The following is a 7,872-nucleotide window of genomic DNA, read 5'->3' as shown; positions in this document are numbered from 1 at the left end:
CAGCACGGTGGTGCCCAGCCGGGAGAACAACCCGCGCAACTCCACCACCAGGCGCGGGGGCCGCCCCCCGGGCCCGGGCCCGCGGGGGGGCGCGGCGCCGGCCGCGCGCCGGCCCGCCCCCGCCCGCCGCGCCCCGCCGGGCCCGGGGGGGCGGGGCCCCCCGGGGCCGGGCACCCGGCGCCGCGGGGGGTCCTGCGGGCTCACCCGGCCACCTCCGGGCTCCGCCGCTCCGGCGCGCCTGCGCCCGTCCCCGCCCGGGGGGCGGGCTCTTCGGCGGCGGGGGTGCCGGCGGCCGTGGCGCGCGGTCGGGAAGGGGGTGGGGCGGGGAGGGGCCCCGGAGGGGTCCGCGTCACGACGTCACCTGCCTGGGTTCGGGGTGGGCTGGGGCCCGGGCTGCGGGGAGGACGCCGCCGGACCCGGCCCGGCAGGGGTCGGCGGGGGCGGGCTCTGCGGCGCCGTCCCGGCCGGCGCCGACGGGGTCCCGGACACGGCGGGGGACGCGGCAGGGGACACGGCCGCGGGGGCGCCCGGGGACGGGGACTCCGCGACGGCGGCGGTCCCGGTGACCTTGCCGTCCGGGCCGATGAAGACGGGGCTGCCGCCGGGGACCATGCCCAGCTCCTGGGCGCGCCGCTGCAGCGCGTCGGGGGCCGAGTAGGCGTCGACGTCCCGCTGGAGGGCCTGCTCCTCGTCGGTCAGCGCGGTGGTCTCCTTCTTCAGCCGGGTCAGCTGGAAGGAGCCCTCGTTCAGGGCGGAGTTCAGCAGGAGCAGGCTGATCAGTCCGCCGGCGAGCAGCCCCACCACGAGCAGGACGAACGGCGTGCGCGCCGCCTGTCCCCCCGAGGGGCCGCGCGGTCGCCCCGGCCCCACCGGCCCGGCCCCGCCCCTGCTCACAGGTTCGCCTCCCGGATCCGCTCCACTCCGCGGAAGCGGGCCGGGGCGGCCCGCCGGTTCTCGGCGATCTCCTCCTCGGTGGGCAGCTCGGCGCCGCGGGTGAGGAGCTTCAGCTTCGGCAGGTACTTCTCGGGGACCACCGGCAGGCCCGGCGGGGCGGTGGAGGCGGCGCCGGCCGCGAAGACCTGCTTGACCAGGCGGTCCTCCAGGGAGTGGTAGGAGAGCACCGCGATGCGGCCGCCCACCGCGATGCGGTCCACGGCCGACGGGATGGCCCGTTCCAGGACCGACAGCTCGCCGTTGACCTCGATGCGCAGCGCCTGGAAGGTCCGCTTGGCCGGGTTGCCGCCGGTGCGCTTCGCCGCCTGCGGCAGGGCGTCGCGGATCAGCTCGACGAGCCGGGCGCTGTTCGTGAACGGCTCCTTCGCGCGCTCGCGCACGATCGCCGAGACGATCCGCTTGGCCTGCTTCTCCTCGCCGTACTGGCGCAGGATCCGTACGAGCTCGCCCGCCGGGTAGGTGTTGAGCACCTCGGCGGCGCTGATGCCGGTCGTCTGGTCCATGCGCATGTCCAGCGGTGCGTCCTGGGCGTACGCGAACCCGCGGTCGGCCTCGTCGAGCTGCATGGAGGAGACGCCGAGGTCGAAGAGGACGCCCTGGACGGCGGGGATGCCGAGGCGGTCCAGTACGTCGGGCAGTTCGTCGTAGACGGCGTGGACGAGGGTGGCCCGGTCCCCGAAGGGGGCGAGCCGCTCGCCGGAGAGGCGCAGGGCCTCCTTGTCGCGGTCGAGGCCGATCAGGCGGGCCTCGGGGAATCGGGTCAGCAGGGCCTCGCTGTGGCCTCCGAGGCCGAGGGTGCAGTCGACGACGACGGCCCCCGGCTTCTGGAGCGCCGGGGCCAACAGGTCCAGGCACCGCTGGAGCATCACCGGGACGTGTCGGGACTCGCTGGTCAAAGCGCCCTCTCAGATAACGGCGCGGCAGGCATGCGCCGCGCCGCGCACGCGGAGTGTTACCAGGGGCCGGGCGGCCGGTCAGGGCCGGGCTCCGGCCGGTTCGCGCCACTTTAGTGCACCGGTCGGCGCGGTCAACGAACCGCCCGCGCGTGCCGTAGCGGCTACCTCCCGAGGAACCCCCGAAAGCCGCGAATCACCCGGACGGGCGCCCCCTGCCCACCCCTGTGGGTTAGCTCACAACAAGGCCGGTTGACCTTCTTTGTCCACCCTCACTCCATGCCCGAACCGGTCGTGACCACTACCGTCGTATGCATGACGACTTCCGCATCCCTGCCCACAGGGTCCGCCGCACCGACCGCCGGCGGGTCCGTCACCGATCAGCTGGTCGCGGCGAACCGCAGGTATGCCGCCACCTTCAAGGACCCCGGTATGGATGCCCGGCCGGTGCTCCGCGTCGCCGTGGTGGCCTGCATGGACGCCCGCCTCGACCTGCACAAGGCGCTCGGCCTGGAGCTGGGTGACTGCCACACGATCCGCAATGCCGGCGGCGTCGTCACCGACGACACCATCCGCTCGCTCACCATCAGCCAGCGCGCGCTGGGCACCCGCAGCGTCATACTCATCCACCACACCGGCTGCGGTCTGGAGAGCCTCACCGAGGACTTCCGGCACGAGCTGGAGGACGAGGTCGGCCAGCGCCCCGCCTGGGCCGTCGAGGCCTTCCGGGACGTTGACCAGGACGTTCGCCAGTCCATGCAGCGGGTCCGCACCAACCCCTTCCTGCCCCACCGCGACGATGTGCGAGGCTTCGTCTTCGACGTGCACACCGGGCTCCTGCGGGAGATCGATCCGGCCTCGTGAGTGACACAGCCCCGTGACGCCGTCAACAATGCGGGGATGACGCCGCCCGGAATTCCGTCCGGGCCGGCGTCCGTGTTGGGGTGGGCCGTCATGCGCCAAGGACGTCGGCCCTGCCGGAAAGGGCCGAGGAGTACCAGGTGACGACGTATGACGACAGAGCGGGCCTCGAGGATCTGACGAGCACGGCCGGGCGGGTCCGCGACTCGGTCGAGACCGTGATCGAGGGCAAGCCCGAGGTCGTGCGGATCGCGCTGACCGTGCTGCTCGCCAAGGGCCACCTCCTGATCGAGGACGTGCCCGGCGTCGGCAAGACCATGCTCGCCAAGGCCCTCGCCAAGTCGATCGACTGCTCGGTGCAGCGCATCCAGTTCACCCCGGACCTGCTGCCCTCGGACATCACCGGTGTCAGCATCTACGACCAGCAGCGCCGCGAGTTCGAGTTCAAGCCCGGCGCGATCTTCGCCCAGATCGTCATCGGCGACGAGATCAACCGCGCCTCGCCCAAGACCCAGTCCGCGCTGCTGGAGTCCATGGAGGAGCGGCAGGTCACCATCGACGGCACGACCTACGCCCTGCCCAGCCCGTTCATGGTGGTCGCCACCCAGAACCCGGTGGAGATGGAGGGCACCTACCCGCTCCCCGAGGCCCAGCGCGACCGCTTCATGGCCCGCGTCTCCGTCGGCTACCCGAGCCCCGACGCCGAGCTGCAGATGCTCGACGTGCACGGCGGGCTGTCCCCGCTCGACGACCTCCAGGCCGTCGCGCACGCCCACGACATCACCAAGCTGATCGACGCCGTCCGCGACGTGTACGTCGCCGAGCCCGTCAAGCGCTACGTCGTCGACCTGGTCTCCGCCACCCGCAGCCACCCCGACCTGCGCCTGGGCGCCTCGCCCCGCGCCACCCTGCACCTGCTGCGCGCCGTGAAGGCCTCGGCCGCCCTGTCCGGCCGGGACTACGTCCTGCCCGACGACGCCCAGGCGCTGGCCGGCCCGGTCCTCGCGCACCGGCTGCTGCCCACCGCGCAGGCCCAGCTCAACCGGCGCACCGCCGAGCAGGTCGTCCAGGACATCGTGCAGCGCACCCCCGTCCCGGCTGCCCGGGGCCGCGGCGAGATGCCGCCCGCCGCGGGCGTCCGGGGCTTCTGATGGGCGCCGGTGCCCCGCGCGGCGCCGGCGGCGCGGGCCGGGGGCCGGGGCGGGGCGGGCTGCGCGCCTCGCTGGCGGGGCTGACCACCCGCGGCCGGTCCTTCCTGGCCGCCGGAACGGCCGCCGCACTGTGCGCCTACGTGCTCGGCCAGGGCGAGCTGCTCCGGGTCGGGCTGCTGCTCGCCGCCCTGCCGCTGGTCTGCGTGCTCGCCCTGCACCGCACCCGCCACCGGGTCGCCGGCAGCCGCCGGCTCACCCCGGTCCGCGTGCCCGCCGGGGCCGAGGCCCGCGTGCAGCTGCGCCTGGACAACACCTCCCGGCTGCCCACCGGGCTGCTGATGCTGCAGGACCGGGTCCCGTACGTGCTCGGGCCCCGGCCCCGCTTCGTCCTGGACCGGGTCGAGCCGGGCGGGCGCCGCGAGGTGTCCTACCGGGTCCGCTCCGACCTGCGCGGCCGCTACCCGCTCGGCCCGCTCCAGCTGCGGCTGACCGACCCGTTCGGGCTGGTCGAGCTGACCCGCTCGTTCGGCACGTACGACCTGCTCACCGTCGTCCCGCGGACCGAGGAGCTGGCGCCGGTCCGGCTGAGCGGCGAGACCTCCGGCCACGGCGACGGCAGCCACCGCGCGTTGGCCCTGGCCGGCGACGACGACGTCATCCCGCGCGGCTACCGGCGCGGCGACGACCTGCGCCGGGTGCACTGGCGCTCCACGGCCCGCTACGGCGAGCTGATGGTGCGCCGCGAGGAGCAGCCGCAGCGCAGCCGGGCCACCGTGCTGCTGGACACCCGGGCGGTCGCCTTCGAGGGCGCCGGTCCCGACTCCGCCTTCGAGTGGGCCGTGTCGGCGGCCGCCTCGACCCTGGTCCACCTGCTCGAACGGGGCTTCGCGGTGCGGCTGATCACCGACACCGGGAGCTCGGTGCCCGGCGAGGGCAGCGGCTTCTCCTCCGGCGGCTCGGAATCCGCCGAGGCCTCCGGGCTGATGATGGACACCCTCGCGGTCGTCGGGCACTCCGACGGCGCGGGCCTCTCGCGCGCGTACGACGCCCTGGCCGGCGGCGGCGCGTACGGCGGCGGTGCCGGCCCGGGCGGCGACGGACTGCTCGTCGCCTTCTTCGGGGACCTCGACGACGCACAGACGGAAATGGCGGCGAAAATGCGCGGGCGCAGCGGGGCCGCGGTGGCCTTCGTCCTGGACCCGGACCAGTGGGCCGGGCGGCCGGGTCCACAGGTGGACGACCGGCTGCACCGGCTGAACGAGACGGGCTGGACGGCGCTGGCCGTGCCGCCCGGAGCGGCGTTCGGTGATCTGTGGCGGCAGGCCGGCAGCGCACCGCTGGGTGCGCAGACCTCGGGAGGCCGGTCATGAGCGGGCGGGCGCGGCTGACGCTGTTCGCGGCACTGGCGACGCTGATGACCTCGTGGTCGCTGGCCTCGCTGGTGGAGTCGGCGGGCTGGCTGCTGCAAGCGGGACTGCTGCTGGCCGTGCAGAGCGGGGTGGGGGCGGCGGTCCGGCGGGTGCCGCTGGCGCGCTGGCTCACCGTCGTCTGCCAGGCGCTGGTGTCGCTGCTGGTGCTGGTGTTCCTCTTCGCGGGGAAGGGCGAGTCCACCGGTACCGGGCCGACGGCGTACCTGGTGACGGACGTCGGGGCCCTGTTCCTGCGGGGCCTGCAGGACGTGGCCGAGTTCTCGATACCGGCGCCGCTGACGGACGGCATCCGGCTGCTGCTGCTCGCCGGTGTGCTGCTGATCGGGCTGCTGGTGGACCTGCTGGCGGTGACGCTGCGGAGTGCCGCCGCGGCCGGGCTGCCGCTGCTCGCGCTGTACTCGGTGGCCGCCGGGCTGTCCGGCGGCGTCGGCGGCGCCTGGTTCTCGTTCCTGCTGGCCGGCGGCGGCTACCTGTTGCTGCTGCTGGCCGAGGGCCGGGACCGGCTGGCCCAGTGGGGCCGGGTCTTCGGCGGGGCCCCGCCCGGGCGGGTCTCGGCGGCCTCGGGGTACGGGAGCGGCGCGGGCTCGGGCCAGGCGGTCTCCCCGGTGCGCACGGGCAGGCGGATCGGCGCGGTCGCGCTGGGCCTCGCGCTGGCGGTGCCGGCGGTGCTGCCCCCGCTCGGCGGCGGCCTGCTGGCCCGGCAGGGCGACGCGGAGGGCGGCGGGACCGGGGTCGGCGGGACCATCTCGGCGGTCAACCCGCTCGTCTCGCTGCAGGGCAGCCTGAACGCGCAGGACAACCGGGTGGTGCTGAAGTACCGGACGGACAGCCCGCAGTTGGGCGAGCAGTACCTGCGGATCCTGGCGCTTGACGAGTTCAACGGGGTCAAGTGGGAGGCGTCGGCGCGTGCCCTGACCGACGTGCCCGAGCGGCTGCCGACCCCGCCCGGCCTGAACGAGCAGGTCCGCCGGAACGCCGTCGAGGTCCGCACCAGCCTCTCCGCGGCCGACACGTACGCGCAGCGGTACCTGCCGATGCCGTACCCGGCGATGGCCGTGGACATCCGCGGCAAGTGGCGGTTCGAGCCGGTCGGCCGGACCCTCGTCGGCGACCAGCTGGGCAAGGACCGCTTCCAGACCGTCCAGGGCACCGGCTACCAGGTGACCAGTCTGCTGCTGCGGCCGACGGCGGCGCAGCTCCGGGCCGCCCCGGAACCGGACCGGGCGGTCCGCGACGCGTACACGAAGCTGCCGGACGGTCTGCCGGCGGTGGTCGCGGAGACGGCCCGCCAGGTCACCAAGGGGGCGAAGGACGACTACACGCGGGCGGTGAACCTCCAGGACTTCTTCGCCGTGAACGGTGGATTCCGTTACGACACGAAGGTGGCCTCGGGGACCGGTACGACGGCGATCGCCCGGTTCCTCCAGGACAAGGAGGGCTTCTGCGTCCACTTCGCGTTCTCGATGGCGGCGATGTCGCGGTCCCTCGGCATCCCGGCGCGGGTGGCGGTCGGGTTCACCCCGGGCGAGCGGCAGCCGGACGGCAGCGTCAACGTGACCATGCGGGACGCGCACGCCTGGCCCGAGTTGTACTTCGAGGGCATCGGCTGGACCCGGTTCGAGCCCACGCCCCGGCAGGGCATCAGCCTGCCGGACTACTCCCGCGCCGACCGGCCGGCGGCCCAGCCCTCGGCCCCGTCCCCGGTGCCGTCGCAGAGCGCGGCGCAGCCGTCGGCGGAGCCGTCGAAGGCCGACACCTGCCCGCCGGAGCTGAAGAAGCTGGGCGAGTGCGGGGGCGCCGCGCCCCAGCAGAGCGCGGGCGGCACGGGGGGCGGGCCGTCGCTCACGGCGGTCCTCGGCTGGACGGGCGCGGTGCTGGCGCTGCTGGCGCTGCCGCTGCTGCCGTTGCTGTGGCGGAGCCGGGTCAGGGCGCGGCGGCTGGGCGCGGACGGCATCCTGCCGGCCTGGCAGGAGCTGGGCGACGCCGCCTGGGACGTGGGCATCGCCCCGGACGGGACCCTGTCGCCGCGCCGGGCCGCGTCCCGGCTGGTGGAGCTGGGCCGGCTGGAGCCGGACGCCGCGGAGGCGGTGCACCGGGTCGCCGGGGCGGTGGAGCGCGCGCTGTACGCCCCGCCCGGCCAGGACCCGTACCGGCCGGCGGCGGACGTGCTGCTGGCGCGGGCCGCACTGCTCGCCGGGGTGGGCCGCCTCGCCCGGCTCCGGGCTCTGCTGCTGCCGCGCTCCGCGGTCCGGCTGCGCTGGGCGGCCGCGGCGCGGCGGGACGCCTGGGCGGCGGCGGTCCGCGGCCGGCTGGCCGGGCTTGCCGGGCTCGCGGCGCGGGTCCCGCGGCTGCGGCTGCGGCTGCGCCTGCCGATGCGGGACCGCGGCTGAGAGGCTGAGCGGCGCCCCGGCCGGGCTCCGGGCCCGGCGGGCAGTGCACCGGGCCCGCCCCGGCCGGGCTCCGGGCCCGGTGGCGGGCCGGGTGACGTGCGCGGTGGCGTGCGCGGGCATGTGAAATCGCCGGGGGGGGGGCGGGGGGGCGCGCCGCCCCCCCCCCCGCCGCGCCGCCGGGCGGTCGGCGGCC

Annotated in this window: 6 protein-coding genes; 4 read left to right on the top strand and 2 right to left on the bottom strand. The window is 75.9% G+C overall.

Annotated features, from left to right (window positions below):
• Window positions 1-357: 357 nt before the first annotated feature.
• Complete coding sequence (locus ACFVGY_RS37375; protein WP_385686924.1) at window positions 358-894, bottom strand: hypothetical protein; 537 nt, start codon at window positions 892-894, stop codon at window positions 358-360.
• On the bottom strand, window positions 891-1,820 hold the full coding sequence (rsmH, locus tag ACFVGY_RS37370; protein WP_385686927.1) for a 16S rRNA (cytosine(1402)-N(4))-methyltransferase RsmH: 930 nt from the start codon (window positions 1,818-1,820) through the stop codon (window positions 891-893). The genes ACFVGY_RS37375 and rsmH overlap by 4 nt, the downstream gene beginning before the upstream one ends.
• A 342-nt stretch (window positions 1,821-2,162) precedes the next feature.
• Between rsmH and ACFVGY_RS37365 the strand changes: the two genes are divergently transcribed.
• The 4 genes from ACFVGY_RS37365 (at window position 2,163) to ACFVGY_RS37350 (ending at window position 7,679) form a co-directional block, all read left to right on the top strand.
• Entirely contained in the window at window positions 2,163-2,711 is a 549-nt protein-coding gene (locus ACFVGY_RS37365; RefSeq protein ID WP_385686922.1) for a beta-class carbonic anhydrase, read from the top strand.
• 137 nt (window positions 2,712-2,848) lie between these two features.
• Complete coding sequence (locus ACFVGY_RS37360; RefSeq protein WP_385686919.1) at window positions 2,849-3,859, top strand: AAA family ATPase; 1,011 nt, start codon at window positions 2,849-2,851, stop codon at window positions 3,857-3,859.
• Window positions 3,859-5,229, top strand: a complete 1,371-nt coding sequence (locus ACFVGY_RS37355; RefSeq protein ID WP_385686916.1) for a DUF58 domain-containing protein — start codon at window positions 3,859-3,861, stop codon at window positions 5,227-5,229. Before ACFVGY_RS37360 ends, ACFVGY_RS37355 begins: the two co-directional genes overlap by 1 nt.
• Window positions 5,226-7,679: a transglutaminaseTgpA domain-containing protein gene (locus ACFVGY_RS37350; RefSeq protein ID WP_385686913.1), complete on the top strand. Its 2,454-nt coding sequence runs from the start codon at window positions 5,226-5,228 to the stop codon at window positions 7,677-7,679. Before ACFVGY_RS37355 ends, ACFVGY_RS37350 begins: the two co-directional genes overlap by 4 nt.
• The last annotated feature ends 193 nt before the right edge of the window (window positions 7,680-7,872 follow it).

The organism is Streptomyces sp. NPDC127106 (assembly GCF_042677605.1).
In the GTDB taxonomy this organism is placed as follows: domain Bacteria; phylum Actinomycetota; class Actinomycetes; order Streptomycetales; family Streptomycetaceae; genus Streptomyces.
This window is presented reverse-complemented; position numbering and strand designations above follow the sequence as displayed.